11 protein-coding genes and 1 pseudogene are annotated in these 13,005 nt (G+C 68.2%); 8 read left to right on the top strand and 4 right to left on the bottom strand.

All coding sequences use genetic code 11. The annotated features are described in order from the left end of the window. Positions 1–23: 23 nt before the first annotated feature. Positions 24–245 carry a hypothetical protein gene (locus OG568_RS47840; protein ID WP_329536183.1) on the bottom strand — a complete coding sequence of 74 codons (222 nt, stop codon included), beginning with the start codon at positions 243–245 and terminating at the stop codon, positions 24–26. Positions 246–930: 685 nt separating this feature from the next. Here OG568_RS47840 and OG568_RS47835 point away from each other — a divergent pair. The 4 genes from OG568_RS47835 (at position 931) to dxs (ending at position 7,041) form a co-directional block, all read left to right on the top strand. After that, a complete protein-coding gene (locus OG568_RS47835; protein ID WP_329536182.1) occupies positions 931–3,417 on the top strand; it encodes a SpoIIE family protein phosphatase in 2,487 nt (828 codons plus the stop codon). 141 nt (positions 3,418–3,558) lie between these two features. Next, a complete protein-coding gene (locus tag OG568_RS47830; RefSeq protein ID WP_329536181.1) occupies positions 3,559–3,849 on the top strand; it encodes a transposase in 291 nt (96 codons plus the stop codon). Between the two features lie 524 nt (positions 3,850–4,373). After that, on the top strand, positions 4,374–5,051 hold the full coding sequence (locus OG568_RS47825; RefSeq protein ID WP_329536180.1) for a GntR family transcriptional regulator: 678 nt from the start codon (positions 4,374–4,376) through the stop codon (positions 5,049–5,051). 58 nt (positions 5,052–5,109) lie between these two features. Beyond that, entirely contained in the window at positions 5,110–7,041 is a 1,932-nt protein-coding gene (gene dxs, locus OG568_RS47820; protein WP_329536179.1) for a 1-deoxy-D-xylulose-5-phosphate synthase, read from the top strand. A 355-nt stretch (positions 7,042–7,396) separates the two neighbouring features. Here the strand turns inward: dxs and OG568_RS47815 are convergent, their stop codons facing one another. Then, on the bottom strand, positions 7,397–8,140 hold the full coding sequence (locus OG568_RS47815) for a phosphotransferase family protein (RefSeq protein ID WP_329536178.1): 744 nt from the start codon (positions 8,138–8,140) through the stop codon (positions 7,397–7,399). A gap of 158 nt (positions 8,141–8,298) precedes the next feature. Between OG568_RS47815 and OG568_RS47810 the strand changes: the two genes are divergently transcribed. Then, positions 8,299–8,484: a hypothetical protein gene (locus OG568_RS47810; protein WP_443077838.1), complete on the top strand. Its 186-nt coding sequence runs from the start codon at positions 8,299–8,301 to the stop codon at positions 8,482–8,484. Positions 8,485–8,626: 142 nt separating this feature from the next. After that, on the top strand, positions 8,627–9,502 hold the full coding sequence (locus OG568_RS47805) for a PhzF family phenazine biosynthesis protein (RefSeq protein ID WP_329536177.1): 876 nt from the start codon (positions 8,627–8,629) through the stop codon (positions 9,500–9,502). Positions 9,503–9,558: 56 nt separating this feature from the next. Here the strand turns inward: OG568_RS47805 and OG568_RS47800 are convergent. Beyond that, a pseudogene (locus tag OG568_RS47800) lies at positions 9,559–10,518 on the bottom strand (transposase); the annotation flags it as partial. A 111-nt stretch (positions 10,519–10,629) separates the two neighbouring features. Here OG568_RS47800 and OG568_RS47795 point away from each other — a divergent pair. Beyond that, on the top strand, positions 10,630–11,067 hold the full coding sequence (locus OG568_RS47795) for a glutaredoxin domain-containing protein (protein WP_329536176.1): 438 nt from the start codon (positions 10,630–10,632) through the stop codon (positions 11,065–11,067). Between the two features lie 49 nt (positions 11,068–11,116). Here the strand turns inward: OG568_RS47795 and OG568_RS47790 are convergent, their stop codons facing one another. After that, positions 11,117–11,863, bottom strand: a complete 747-nt coding sequence (locus tag OG568_RS47790) for a class I SAM-dependent methyltransferase (protein ID WP_329536175.1) — start codon at positions 11,861–11,863, stop codon at positions 11,117–11,119. Between the two features lie 277 nt (positions 11,864–12,140). Here OG568_RS47790 and OG568_RS47785 point away from each other — a divergent pair, with 277 nt between their 5' ends. Continuing rightward, a complete protein-coding gene (locus tag OG568_RS47785) occupies positions 12,141–12,986 on the top strand; it encodes a GNAT family N-acetyltransferase (protein WP_329536174.1) in 846 nt (281 codons plus the stop codon). The last annotated feature ends 19 nt before the right edge of the window (positions 12,987–13,005 follow it).

The following is a 13,005-nucleotide window of genomic DNA, read 5'->3' as shown; positions in this document are numbered from 1 at the left end:
GTGCCCATTCCGGAGGCGAGTCCTTACGGGTGTGCGATGTCGGTGATCACCTGGTCGTACCGCCGAACGTACCCGGTGAATGTCCAGTTCGGGTACCTCTGCCGCAGGCGTACCAGGGCCGCGTCGACGAAGGCCCACATGTCGCCGGTGTCGGCGTGGGCGTCGAAGATGGCGTGGGTCAGCCATTCGCCCTCGTCGTTGGCCACGTAGGCTTCGTATTTCTGCTCTTCCGTGGTGACAGCCATGGGTGTATCGGTCTCCTGGTTCGCGGCCTGCCGGGTGTCTTCACTCTTGTCGTCTGCGGTGGCGACTGCCTGCCCTGCCCCTGCCGTGGTGAGAAACGCTGCCGCTGCGCTCGTGCCGGCGGCGCCCAGTACGGTGCGCCGGGAAATCTCTGACACAGTTCTCCCCCCCCTGTGTTGGCCCCTCCCCTGAGAGGCCGCAGCCGACCATACAACCAAGTCCCTTTCCATTGAGGGTAGTTGGCAGCACCGGCTCGGTGATGTGCAGCGGATGCAGGTCGGCACCCTCCACAAGCCCGCCCGGGCGGCCGGACTGGACCTGGTGGACCAGGCCGAGCGCGACTCGTTCGCCCGGCTCGAACCCTGAGTCGGGTACACGGTCGGCAGCGAGGACGGGTGCCAGGTCAGGATCGCGGCCGGTGGCCAGACCGACCGGTCGGTCGGCACGCCGTGCGTGACCGCGCCGGCATCCGTCACGATTGCGGCCCTGTCACAGATCAGAGCACCATCCGGTCCTTTACGGACAAAGGGTAAATCGGGTCGGAATGACCTCTTCATCCGCGTCTGGAATCGAGAACGGAGATGAGACACATGCCGCCCAGGCTGTCCGCCCCGCCGTGGCCCCGGTCGCCGCAGCCGTACCCCATACCCGTACCCCCTCCCCCACCTACCTGAGGGCAGCAGTTCGATGAGCAGCACCGGCAATGTAATACTCAGTAATCAAGCGAACACGCGTGAGATGTCCGAGTCGGCATTCGCGATGTTCGACGAGCACGGGACGGTGGTCGCATGGACACAGGCCGCCGAGCGGCTCGTCGGGTACTCCGCCGGGGACGTGGTGGGACGCTCTGCCGCACTCGTCCTGCCACTTTCCGAGGAAGCGCCGACGATATCGGCGTTCGTGGAGCAGTGCCGTACCCAAAGTGGCTGGTCGAACGCGACGGCGGTGCGCCACCAGGACGGCCGCATGCTCGACATCAACCTGCGGATCTCCACGCTGTGGGGACAGGACGGAACCGTTCGGTGGCTCATCTCCGTCACCGACACCGACACGCTCTCCCGACAGGCAATGAACGGATCGGTGCGGGAGTCGCTGCTCACCCGCGCACCGATCGGCATCGCCGTTCGTGACCCGCAACTGCTGTGCACCTGGGTGAACGACACAATGGGGTGCCACGACGGCATTTCCCGTGACCGACGGCTCGGACGGCGATTCACCGACGTGCTGCCCGGTGTCAAGACCGAGGCACTCGAGGCAGTGATGCGGCAGGTGCTCCACAGCGGCACCACCAAGGTCCACCAGTACCGGATGTGGCCGCCGACGAGTCCGCGCCAGGAGCACAAGATGGCGGCTTCGTTCTTCTGCCTTCTGGGCGCCGACGGCCAAGCGCTGGGCGTGTGCAGCATCAACGTCGACATCACCGAGAGCCGGCAGGCGCGCGAACGCCTCGCCATCCTCAGTGAGGCCAGCACGCGCCTCGGCAGGACCCTGGACGTGATGCAGACCGGCCAGGAACTGGCCGACCTTGCCGTCCCCCTGCTCGCCGACTTCGCCGCCGTCGACCTGGAGCAGTCGGTCTCGTTCGGCGAGGGGCCCCCGGTCCGCATCGGCCCGATGGAGGGGCGCCTCCCCGTGTTCCGACGTGCCGGTCTGGCCTCCATCCACCAAGGGGTCCCGGAATCGGCTTGGGCGCGTGGTGACCGGGTCCACAGGACCCCCACCTCACCCTTCACCGATGTCCTGCGCACCGGGAGGTCCCACCTGGAGCCGATCCTGGACACCGCTCCGGGCACGTGGATCGATGAGGACCCGATACGGGCGCAGAAGATCCGCCAGCACGGCATGCACTCCGTGATGGTCGTACCCATCCGCGCGCGGCGCGCCCTGTTGGGCGTGGCGCTGTTCATCCGCACCGAGGACGCGGTGCCGTTCCAGGAGCTCGATCTGCTCCTCGCCGAAGAACTCGTCAGTCGCGCCGCACTGTCGTTGAACAACGCTCGCGAACACACCACGTGCCTCGTGCTCCAGCGCAACCTGCTCCCCCACCGTTTGAGGGGCGGCGTGGCGGTCGAGGCGGCCTCGCGCTACCTGCCCGCCGACATCGACGCCGGCGTCGGGGGCGACTGGTTCGATGTGATCCCGCTGTCCGGCGCCCGGGTGGCCCTCGTCGTCGGCGACGTGGTCGGACACGGCATCAACGCCGCCGCGACCATGGGCAGGCTGCGCACCGCCGTACACACACTCGCTGACATGGAGCTGCCCCCCGACGAACTGCTGGCCCGCCTCGATGACACGGTCCAGCGACTGGCCGAGCAAGAGGCCGACACCCCCAACCAGACCTCCGCGATGGTGGGCGCCACCTGCCTGTATGCCGTCTATGATCCGATCACCCGCCGGTGCGTCATGGCCGGGGCCGGGCACCCCCCGCCCGCGATCATCGACCCGCAGGGCCGGGTCACCTTCCCCGACCTTCCCACCGGAGCTCCACTTGGCTTCGTACTGGGTGCCCACTTCGAGGCCGTGGAGCTGGAAGTGCCCGAGGGAAGTCTCCTCGCCTTCTACACCGACGGCCTGATCGAGACCCGCGACCACGACATCGAGGTGGGAATGCAGCGCCTGGGTACCGCCCTGGCACAACCGAATCTCTCCCTGGAAGACCTCTGCACCCGCGCGACGGAGACCTTCCCGGATCAGTCACCGTGCGACGACGTCACCCTGCTCCTGGTACGGACCCGCTCACTCAGCTCAGCCCAGGTCGCTTCGTGGACGCTGCCGGGTGACCGTACCGCTGTCCGCAGTGCCCGGCACTTGACAGCCCGCCAGCTGGCCGAATGGGGCTTGGAAGATCTCGAGGACTCCACGAAGCTGATCGTCAGTGAACTGGTCACCAACGCCGTCCGCCACAGCACCGGCCCGATCGATCTGCGTCTGATCAAGCACCAAGTCCTGACCTGCGAAGTGTCCGACACCAGCGACTGCTACCCACGTCAACGCCGCGCACGCACCATCGACGAGAGCGGCCGTGGCCTCTTCATGGTCTCCCAGCTGTCCCGCAGATGGGGCACCCGCTCGGTATCCGACGGCAAGGTCGTCTGGGCCGAACAAGACCTGACTTCCGCACCCTCACTGACCTTCGGCACTCCGCCAGCACTCGATGAACGGCTTGCCTGCTAGGCCGTGTCTTACAGATGATCTTGAGTGGTGGATCGTGGTGGGGTGATACGGCGCCGTGAACTGCCCGATGTCGAGTGGGAGTTCGTCGGACCTCCGCTGCCGGTACCACTGCGGGACCGGTAGTGGCTGGACGACCTCGAGGTGCTCAACGGGATCGTGGGGAAGTTCCGCACCGGGACGGCCTGGCGGGACGTGCCGGAGCGGTACGGCCCGTGGGCCACGCTGCACACCCGCTTTCGCCGACGGGCGCTGGGCACCTTCGAGCGCATGCTCCGGGCCGCCCAGGCGCACGTCGACGCGGCTCGGGACATCGACTGGCCGGTGTCGGCCGACTCCACCAAGTTCTCATCGGCGGGGGCAGGAGCCCGACCAGCTCCATGGGGTCGTGGCCCGGACGCTGCGCAGTCGGCGCATCCCACCAGTCTCGTGTAGCCGGCCATGCCAGGGCGCGAGAAGGAACGGTCCAGGGTCTCGGCCAGACCGCGCCAGACGTCGTCGGTCTCCGCCGCGATGACCGTCGCGTGCTCATCGAGGTACGGCAACAAAGCGATCTGTATCAAAGCCTCCGTGAGGTTCGACCGCGTGTGGGTGCGATGCGTTTCGGGTTGTCGCGAGAACGACGGTTGAGTGTTCGCCTCTTGGACGAGGCGGGGCCCCTGGAAAGCGACATCCGCTGGCCGAGCAGTGCCTCAGGGAGAGCTGGACGGTCTTCGCCGTCACAGTCGGCAGCCCCATGCGTGGCGTGATCTGCTGCGCCTTCACCGGCCCCGCCGTGTCCGCCTCGGCCTCCAGTCGCACCGTCAGCTCCGCGACCCGGGGCTCAAGTGCCCCCACCGGGGGCCGAGTCGCGGCCTTAGCCGAGCCGATCAAGGGTGTGGGGACTCCCCTGCGGCTCACAGTGGGCACAGTTTGACAAATATCACCGATAACGCGTAATCGGTGATATTTTACTGCCCATGCCTATGGTGAGGGACACGCTCCGTCGCACGAGTCTGCGGGACCAGGCGTTGGCGGTGCTGAGGAAAGCACTGGTCGTCGGCGAGCTGGCTCCCGGTGTGGTGTATTCGGCCGCGTCGCTGGCAAAGGACTTCGGTGTCTCCACCAGCCCGGTGCGCGAGGCGATGCTCGCCTTGGTCGACGAGGGCTTGTTGGAGACCGTTCCCAACCGTGGGTTCCGCGTGGTGGCCATCTCCGAGCGGGATCTCGCGGAGATCTTCGAGCTGCGGATGATGCTCGAGGTTCAGGGCGTGGGTCGTGCCGCGGAGGTCGGACTCGGGGAACGTCTGGAGCGGCTGCAGTTGCTCGTGGACGTCATCGAGAAGACGGCCCGGGAGGGCGACGTGGTCGCGAACCTCCAAGCCGACCGCGACTTCCACATCGCTCTGATGGAAGCCACCGGGAACCGGCGGCTGGCCGACGCCGTGGCACGTCTGCGCGACCAGACGCGCCTGTACAACCTTCATACCCTCGCCGCGGACGGACGCCTCAACGACTCCGCCGCCGAGCACCGCCCCCTGCTCGAAGCGGTCGCCCGGGGAGACCGTGAACAAGCCGAAGAGCTCATGCGCCGACATCTGGCCCACGTCCCCGGGGACTGGTCGACCGACGCGCTCCCGGCATCCGACATCGCTTGACGCCTCGACCCCGGCCGGCGCCGACCGTCTGCCGCACGCGAAGGAGGAGTTGTCTTCCATGGGTGTTCTGTCGTCGATCCGCGGTCCGCGAGATCTCAAGAGCCTCAGCGCCGACGAGTTGGATCAGTTGGCCGCGGAGATCCGTGGCTTCCTGGTCGATGCGGTGTCCCGCACAGGAGGCCATCTGGGCCCGAACCTCGGCGCCGTGGAGCTGACCATCGCCCTGCACCGGGTCTTCGATTCCCCGGCCGATCGCATCGTCTTCGATGTCGGCCACCAGGCCTATGTGCACAAGCTGCTGACTGGACGTCAGGACTTCTCCCGGCTCAGGCAAGAGGGCGGCCTGTCCGGCTATCCAAGTCGCGCGGAGTCCGCCCACGACATCGTGGAGAACCAACACGCCTCCGTGTCGCTCTCCTGGGCGGAGGGGCTGGCCAAGGCGTACCGCCTGACGGAGCAGGGCCACCGCCACGTCGCCGCGGTCATCGGAGACGGCGCCCTGACCGGCGGAACGGCCTGGGAGGCACTGAACAACATCGCCGCCGACCCTTCGCTGCCGCTGGTGATCGTGGTGAACGACAACGGGCACTCCTACTCACCGACCATCGGCGGTCTCGCCACCCACCTGGCGACACTGCGCACCACCGACGGCTACGAGCAGTTCCTGCAACGCACCCGGGACATCCTCGGCCGTACACCGGTCGTCGGCCGCACCGTGTACGAGGCACTCCACGGCGCGAAGAAGGGGCTGAAGGACTTCATCGCCCCCCAAGGGCTCTTCGAGGACCTGGGCCTGAAGTACGTGGGCCCCGTCGACGGGCACGATCGCGCGGCGGTGGAACAGGCGCTGCTCCAGGCCAAGCGGTTCGCCGGCCCGGTCATCGTGCACTGCATCACGGAGAAAGGCCGCGGCTACGCCCTGGCCGAGCACGCCGACGAACGGTTCCACCAGGTCAAGGCGGTCGACCCGGACACCGGCACACCGGTCCAGGCCGCCGACGGCGACTGGACTTCGGTGTTCGCCGACGAAATGGTGCGACTGGGAGCGCGACGGCAGGACGTCGTGGCCATCACCGCGGCGATGCTCCGCTCCGCCGGGCTGGAGCCTTTCGCCCAGCACTACCCGGACCGGGTCTTCGACGTGGGCATCGCCGAGCAGCACGCCGCGGCCTTGGCGGCGGGTCTTGCGACCGGGGGGCTGCACCCGGTGGTCGCGGTCTACGCGACCTTCCTGAACCGGTGCTTCGACCAGGTACTGATGGACGTCGCTCTGCACCGTTGCGGGGTCACGTTCGTCCTGGACCGCGCCGGGATCACCGGTGACGACGGTGCCTCCCACAACGGCATGTGGGACCTGGCCCTCCTGCAGGTCGTGCCCGGGCTGCGGATCGCGGCGCCGCGCGATGGCGAGCAACTGCGGGAGCAGTTGCGCGAGGCGACGGCGGTGGATGACGCACCAACCGTGCTGCGCTACCCCAAGGGGACGGTCGGGGCGCCTGTACCGGCGGTAGGACGCATCAGCGGTATGGACGTGCTGCGCGGTGCCGACGCTGTCGACGCCGGAGCGAACTCCGATGCTCTGGCTGATGTGTTGGTCGTCTCCGTCGGTGCGCTGGCTCCGCTGTGTCTGGAGGTCGCCGAGCGCCTCGCCGAGCAGGGCATCACCACGACCGTCGTCGATCCGCGCTGGGTCAAGCCCGTTGATGAAGCGCTGCCCGGCCTGGCCGCCAGGCACCGTCTGGTGGTGAGCGTGGAGGACGGAGTGCGGGTCGGCGGCGTCGGCGCGGCCATCGCCCAAGCACTGAGGGACTCGGAGATCGAGGTGCCCGTGCGCGACTTCGGAGTGCCCGCCGCGTTTTGGGAGCACGCGAGCCGCCACCGCGTACTCGCCGCCGCGGGCCTGACGGCGTCGGACATCGCCCGCGAGGTCACGGGTACTTTCGCCCGACTCGCACAGACCGACCAAACCGAAGCGCCGACCCTGCCCTGAGCATCTCGTTCATGGACCCCGTCTTTCATGGACCCCGTCCCGGTACTCGGGGTTCGCCTTGAGCGAGGGACGGTCGGAGGTGTCGAAGCAAGCGAACGCGAGCGAGCCGGACGCTCCAGCGGCACCCCGGTGGAGATCAGCCCTCGAAGTGCTACGCCCCAGACGAGACGGCTGCTGCAACTACGACTTCTTCGCCAAGTACCCCCACCGGTTGACCTGCGCACGCTGCCCGTTCTACGTTCCCACGCAGTCCACTCGCTGCCGGCTCCTCGAAGTCACTAAAGGAGGTGACCCAAAACGCTGACCACCCAGCCTGTCCGCAACAAGCGAGCCCCAGCAACGATGCCGCGAAGCGTCAGCTCAGGGCCGACTCGAAAACGCGGCGATTGCCGACGGTGTGTGCGTGCTCTCGCCGAGACCAGGCGATGCGCTCGGCGACCTGTTCACGGCTGACCTCGACATCCCCCGGATCGGCCTGTACTTCTGCCCAGAAGCGGGCGTTGCGGGACTGGCGCTCCAGCATGGCATCCACCAGTACCTCCCGCTCCGGCCCGCCCAGGCCATAGGCATCGACGAGCACACGCACCTGGGCGGCCTGGACCTCCACTGGTGGCGCCTCGGCCTTTGAGGAGACGCACCACACCCAGGCCATATACCCGAGATCCTCCAATGGACTGCCGGGCGCAGCGGTGTCGAAGTCGATGAAGGCGACCGGGTGGCCGTCCTGAAAGACCGTGTTGTTCGGCCCCAAGTCGTTGTGGCAGACGACCTGATGTCGCCCGGCGAGGAGGCTGCCCCGGGTGGCGTCGTGCATGTCCCGCACCAGAGCGCCGGCTGCGGCGACCTGCGTGTCGGTCCACTGTTGGAACCTTGGCGGCACCCAGCCCGGCACATAGCTGAAGATGTCCCGGCCCACATCGTCTCGACCGAGGCATCGCGGCGCACCAGTGAATCCCCGCTTCTCCAGCAGGCCCAGAAGGTCGGCGACGAACGGCGAGGCGGCAGAGGCCGGTCTTCGGACCGTGTCGGCGATGCGGACGACCTTCTTGGTGATGCGACCCCCAGGCAACGGGACGGCATCGTCCAAGGCGTCGACCACTGCGCGCACCCCCTCCTGAGTCGGGGCTCAACAAACCAACGGATGGCCAGGTCCACCGTCACCGCAGCTCACAATCCAGAACACCTGGCAGGCCAGTGGTAATCATGGAGTTGCGAGGCGCTGTGATCACCGGGAAAACCTGTGCCGACTCTGCCATCATGGCTGATCGAATCGCTGTGGGACCGTTTTTCGGCGCTGCTGCCCGAGCGTCCGCACTGGCCCGCGGATCGCCCCTGTGTGACCACACCATCAGCGCCGTACTGGACCAGATCGCCGTCGACAGTTCCCTCACCAAGGCACCCGGCTACGGCGAGGTCACCGGACGGTCCCCCGTCGCCCCGTGAACCACCCATCTCCCGCCGCAGGAGGCCCAGTTCGGGAAGGAGCGAGGTAGGTATGTATCGCTGTGGGCCCGCCGCAAGCGCCCGTCCCCGCCTCCACCCGCGTCCGGGAATGGCCGGGGGTCCACCCCGCGTTGCCACGAGCATGACGACGAATGCGCCCCGGCCCGAGGTACTGCGATACACCGCCTTCTCCAGCGCCCCCGACGGCGGAAACCCCGCCGGCGTTGTTCTGGACGCCACCACCCTGGACGACAGCGACATGCTGGCCATCGCCGCCGACCTCGGATACTCGGAGTCCGCCTTCCTGACCGCACCCCCGGAAGGTCTCGGCGGCCGGGAAGGGCGGGCCTACACCATCCGCTACTTCAGTCCCAAGGCCGAGGTGCCCTTCTGCGGACACGCTACCGTCGCGACCGCCGTCGCGCTCGCCGAGCGGATAGGAACCGGGGAGTTGCTTTTCGCGACGCGCGCGGGCACCGTGCCGGTGGAGGTGGCCGAGGAAAGCGGGACTCTCCGGGCCACGCTCACCAGCGTCGAGCCGCACATCGAGGAGATCGCCGACGCCGACCTCGATGAGGCACTCGCCGCGCTCGGCTGGCCGGAAGCCGATCTCGACCCGGCCTTCCCGCCCCGTATCGCCTTCGCCGGAGCCCGCCATCTCGTTCTCGCGGCGGCGACGCGCGCTCGCCTCGCGGATCTCGCGTACGACTTCGCGCGCCTCGAAGCCCTCATGCACCACTTGGACCTGACCACGATCCAGTTGGTGTGGCGGGAGTCGGCCACCGTCTTCCATGTCCGTGACCCCTTCCCCGTCGGCGGCGTCGTCGAGGACCCGGCGACCGGGGCCGCGGCCGCCGCGTTCGGTGCGTATGCGCGTGACCTCGGCCTGGTCCCCGAGGACGCCGTCCTCACCCTGCGTCAGGGCGAGGACCTGGGCCGCCCTGGCGAGCTCACGGTGGCGCTGCGCTCGGGTGACCCGCGCATCCGTGTCAGCGGCGCAGGAACTCGCATCAGCTGAAGCACCAGCCTGGATGGTGTTGCGAGCCCCGTGCTCGTCATCAACCAAGTTTGTGTTTAACCTCTGAGGCTGTCGCGCTCGATGACGCTCTCGGGGCGTCTGGTCGTTTTCCCGACGTCATAGCGGGCCGTGGGGCGGCGATTCTTGGATCCAAGTGGCCTTCCTGGCCCGGGTGTTGAGGGTTTCGGTGTACGCGCCGGACAGCGCAGGTGCGGGCGGAGGTTCCGAAACCCTCGGCGGACCCGGGCCGGGGTGAGCCGGAGCTGGGTGTGGCCGACGACCACAGCCAGAGTGGCGGTGGGTCTCCACCGCCGGGGAGGCGGTCGACCTGGAGGCGGATCAACGTGCCTTCGATGACCGGGAGTTCGCCGGTGTGGTCGGTCCACGCGGATCGGGTGGTCAGCCTCGGGCGGACGCGGTCCCAGGCCATCGCGCGGGCGGTGCCGTACCGGTCGGTGACCTGCGTGGTCGCCGCGTTCGGCTCGCCCCAGGTCTCCGGCTGGCGAAGCGATCAGATCGACGGCCACCCGGCGGACCTGGGCGGCGGTGACCTCGGTGATGTCGTCGGCCGGGCCGAGACGCACGGCGTCCGGCGGTTGGCATCAGGACGTCCGGCCCGCTTCCAGGGCCGCGACGAACGAGTACGGCCAGCCGGGCACGAACTGGTCCGAGGACCGTCCGCTGTGGCCGCAGACATGGCAGGACAGGCGATCCGCGCTGGTGGGAGCGTCGGGGCGGAGCACGTTGCTGACGTCGACCGCGAGGACCAGGCGGCCGTCGGCGGCCTGCGGCATGGGCAGGCCGGTCAGCACCTGCCGCAGCCGGGGCACGTCCGCGTTCCCGTTGTTCACGGCGTCGCACATGGCGCCGTGCCCGCGCCGGTGCTCGGCCACCGACGTCAGGTCCACCGGCGCCCTCACCGGCCCGTCCGCACACAGCAACGCATACGTGAGGTCGAACAGTTCAGCCCCGCGAGCGGTCAGACAGTCGAATAGGTCGTCCCGGAAGCGTGACGCGCCCTTGGTCGGAGCACATGATCAGACGAAGGCCGCCTCAGCGTCCGGCGAACACCCAGGTGAGCGGCCTGGTTCGAGGAGCATTTCGACTCATCGATAGCCTGCGTCACCATGATGCGCACTTGGATCTTGCCGATGCTGCTTGTGCTCTGCGGCTCAGCCGTCGCGACTGGGCTGATCTTCAAGGGGAGCCCCGGCACGGCCGCAGCACTCCTGCCGGCGTTCCTGGCGCTCGCCGGGGTGAACTCGCCCCTGATCTTCCCGAGGTCGATCGGTGCACGGGAGGCACAACGCCGCAGCGCGGTCGACGGCCGGCCGGTCGTCTTCTGGCGGCCGGGCTGCAAGTACTGCATGCGACTGCGCATCCGACTGGGCTGCAGGGCCCGCCAGTTGCACTGGGTCAACATCTGGCGCGACCCGGCAGGAGCCGCAGCGGTGAGAGCAGCCAACGACGGCAACGAGACCGTGCCGACCGTCGTCGTGGCGGGCCAGCCACACACCAACCCCGATCCCGATTGGGTGCGCGAACAGCTCTCCCCCTCCGCGTGATCAGGACCGCGCTCTACCGGAGTGGCGCCCGCAGACCCAGGCGGACAGATCAACGGGTAGTAACGGCCAAACTGACCACGTAGCGCTCCTCGACCGTCTGGTTCGGGAAGGCTTCAGTCAGGAGGTCGCGCTCCGCGGCCAGGAACGTCTCGGTGGCGTCTTTGCCGAGAACGAGGAAGTCGGAGTAGCTGGCGAGATTCGCGAGATGCGTTTCGAGTGGGACGCTCCTCGTCCACGACACCTGCCGGGTGACGAAGCTCAGTTCAGGCGGCAGATGACGGAATCGGGCCATGGGGTCGGGTTCGCTGTCCTCGGCGCCGAAGAGGTGGCGCAGGCGGGCGTCCTGGGCGGCTATCCAGCCGACAGCGCTGTCCGAGTCGTTCCACCACAGGGCGAGTGCGCCGCCGGGCCGCAGTACTCGGAGGGCTTCCGGGACGGACTTGTGCGGGTCGGTCCAGTGCCAGGCCTGGGCATAGGTGAGGACGTCGATGGACTCGGAGGCTAGTGGCAGGTTGTTGCCGTCACCGAGCACGACGGCGACGTCGGGCAGTGTGAGGCGGAACTGGGATGCCATTCCAGGGCCGGGCTCGACCGCGATGACGCGCGCGCCGCGGGCGTGCAGGAGGGCGGTCGCCAGTCCCGTGCCGGCGCCGATGTCCGCGACACGGGTGCCCTTTAAGGGGCGGTCGGCGAGTTCCTCGACCGCATCGAGCAGGGCGGGCGGATACGAAGGGCGGTTCGCTGCATAGCTGGCGGCGGCCTTGTCGAAGGAACGGGCCTGCGAAGTGATCGTCATTCGACCATCCTCGGCGGTCCGAAGGGCCTGGCACAGTACTTTGACGCCGTTTCCCCGGCACGGCAGCACAGGGCCCCGACGGCCACTCTCGCTTCGTACGGTGGTGGCATGGTCAGGGACGGGGTGCTCCGCCTCCGGCTCGTCTCACCGGATGGCGCCAAATAACGGGTATTCGCCGCGAGTTGACGGCATTGATTGTGTCGGCGGGAAGCAGCGACACGTGCCGGACTGCGAATCTCGGATGCGGTGCGCCACGGTCCATGGTGGGATGCGCCGCATGAGTGACTCGCTGCGTGACCGTATCGAGCAGTACTACGCCACTGTGCCGTTGCTGTTCTCTGACGCCGAGGAGTTCGGTTCGTTACGGCTGTTCGTGCGAAGGAAACCAGGTGCCCCGTATTACGGCGGCCCCAGCCATGCTCAACCCATCGCGGACGGTTCCCCGGCCATCACCGCTGCTGACATCGCGCGAGTGCGGGCCCGGCAGCGCGAACTCGGCGTACCAGAGGCTTTCGAGTGGCTGGCCGAGGCGTCGCCGACGCTGCGTGCCTGCATCGAGGCAGCCGATCTGCCAGTGGCGGAACGCCCGCTGATGGCTCTGCATCCGCACTGCCCGGTTGGCCCGAAGCCGTTGCCCGAGGGCGTGACGCTCCGTGTGCTGACGGCCGATGACCCAGCGCTGCCCGCAGCGCTCGCTCTGCCTCGCCTGGCCTTCGCCAAGGAGGGCGCTGAGGCGGGCTCGGCAGGTCGTAAGGAGCTGTCGGTGGTGGTCGAGGAGCTGACCCAGGACGGCACGGTGGCAACGACACGTCCCGCGATCCGTGCTGGGCACAAAACGCTCATCGCTGCCCTCGCCTCGGATGGCACCCCTCTGGCCGTCGGCCACTACCACCCGGCGAACGGCACGACCGAGATCGGCGGCATTGGCACCCTTCCCGTTGCCCGTCGCCAGGGCCTGGCCGCCGCCGTCACAGCGGCCTTGGTCAGCCATGCTCGCAACCACGGGGTGAGCACCATCTTCCTTGCCTATGCAGAGGACGCCGTCGCTCGCATCTACTCACGCTTGGGCTTTCGCCCTGCCGACAGCACCCTTCTGATCGCCAACCAACCCGCGCGATCTTAGGTTCGCATACAGGCAAAGG

The sequence above is a fragment of the Streptomyces sp. NBC_01450 genome (assembly GCF_036227505.1).
Lineage (GTDB): Bacteria > Actinomycetota > Actinomycetes > Streptomycetales > Streptomycetaceae > Streptomyces.
This window is presented reverse-complemented; position numbering and strand designations above follow the sequence as displayed.

Coding starts and splice junctions, on each gene's coding strand:
- OG568_RS47840 (WP_329536183.1), bottom strand. CDS start 245: ATGGCTGTCACCACGGAAGAGCAGAAATACGAAGCCTACGTGGCCAAC.
- OG568_RS47835 (WP_329536182.1), top strand. CDS start 931: ATGAGCAGCACCGGCAATGTAATACTCAGTAATCAAGCGAACACGCGT.
- OG568_RS47825 (WP_329536180.1), top strand. CDS start 4,374: ATGCCTATGGTGAGGGACACGCTCCGTCGCACGAGTCTGCGGGACCAG.
- dxs (WP_329536179.1), top strand. CDS start 5,110: ATGGGTGTTCTGTCGTCGATCCGCGGTCCGCGAGATCTCAAGAGCCTC.
- OG568_RS47810 (WP_443077838.1), top strand. CDS start 8,299: ATGGCTGATCGAATCGCTGTGGGACCGTTTTTCGGCGCTGCTGCCCGA.
- OG568_RS47805 (WP_329536177.1), top strand. CDS start 8,627: ATGACGACGAATGCGCCCCGGCCCGAGGTACTGCGATACACCGCCTTC.
- OG568_RS47795 (WP_329536176.1), top strand. CDS start 10,630: ATGATGCGCACTTGGATCTTGCCGATGCTGCTTGTGCTCTGCGGCTCA.
- OG568_RS47790 (WP_329536175.1), bottom strand. CDS start 11,863: ATGACGATCACTTCGCAGGCCCGTTCCTTCGACAAGGCCGCCGCCAGC.
- OG568_RS47785 (WP_329536174.1), top strand. CDS start 12,141: ATGAGTGACTCGCTGCGTGACCGTATCGAGCAGTACTACGCCACTGTG.